The organism is Mesorhizobium sp. GbtcB19 (genome assembly GCF_019091085.1).
Classification (GTDB): domain Bacteria; phylum Pseudomonadota; class Alphaproteobacteria; order Rhizobiales; family Rhizobiaceae; genus Mesorhizobium.
The window spans coordinates 1-989 of record NZ_JAGXJY010000073.1 but is presented as its reverse complement, the minus strand read 5'-3'; the positions used below and the strand labels follow the sequence as shown (position 1 = coordinate 989).

Below are 989 nucleotides of genomic sequence, written 5' to 3'. Positions count from 1 at the left end.
GCTATTGCATTAGCGAATGAAGAAGTCAAAAAAATGCAAATCGAAATTGAAGCCGCTAATATGTAATATTAAAAAACTAGGTAAACATATCAAAAATTTTCATAAAAAAATTGGAGGTATTTTCATGAATAATAATAAAACTTTATTATCCAAATCTGTTACGCCTTTGTTTGAATCATTTAATCTTGGGAATTTAACTTTATCAAATCGAGTTGTTATGGCTCCAATGACCCGTAAATGTTCTCCAAATGGAGTTCCCGGACCTGATGTTGCAGCATATTATAAACGCCGAGCTGAGAACGGTGTGGGTTTAATTATTACAGAAGGTACAGTTATTAATCACCCAGTAGCTGCAAGTGACCCTAATGTTCCACGCTTTTATGGTGAAGATGCATTAGAGGGATGGAAAGAGGTAGTTCGAGAAGTCCATGCTGCAGGCGGACGTATTATTCCACAATTGTGGCATGTGGGAATGGACCGTAAAGTTGGTGATTCACCAAACCCTGAAGCTAAACCAATTGGTCCTTCTGGTCTAGAAAAACCAGGTGTAAAAGTAACTGATCCAATGACTGAGAAAGATATTAAAGCAGTAATTAAAGCTTTTGCACAAGGGGCTGCTGATGCTCAGCGTCTAGGCTTTGATGGAATTGAACTTCATGGAGCGCACGGTTACTTAATAGACCAATTCTTATGGGAGGGAACCAATCAGCGTGAGGATGGCTATGGTGGGGATATGGTTGCTCGTACGCGATTTGCTGCTGAAATTGTTGAGGCATGTCGTCAGGCTGTGGGACCAGATTTCCCAATTATTTTCCGTTTATCACAGTGGAAAACACAAGATTTTACCGCTAAATTAGCTTCAACACCTGAATTGCTTGACGAATTTTTACGCCCCCTTGTAGATGCAGGAGGTGATATTTTTCATTGTTCAACTCGCCGTTTTTGGTTACCCGGATTTGAAGGTTCCGAACCTTATTTAGCAGGATGGG

General features: G+C 40.1%; 1 protein-coding gene. It reads left to right on the top strand.

Translation table 11 applies throughout. The features are described 5' to 3' along the window. Positions 1 to 16: 16 nt before the first annotated feature. Positions 17 to 989, top strand: a 973-nt coding sequence (locus KVT37_RS31625) for an NADH:flavin oxidoreductase (protein WP_254634393.1), incomplete at its 3' end; no start/stop codon positions are given.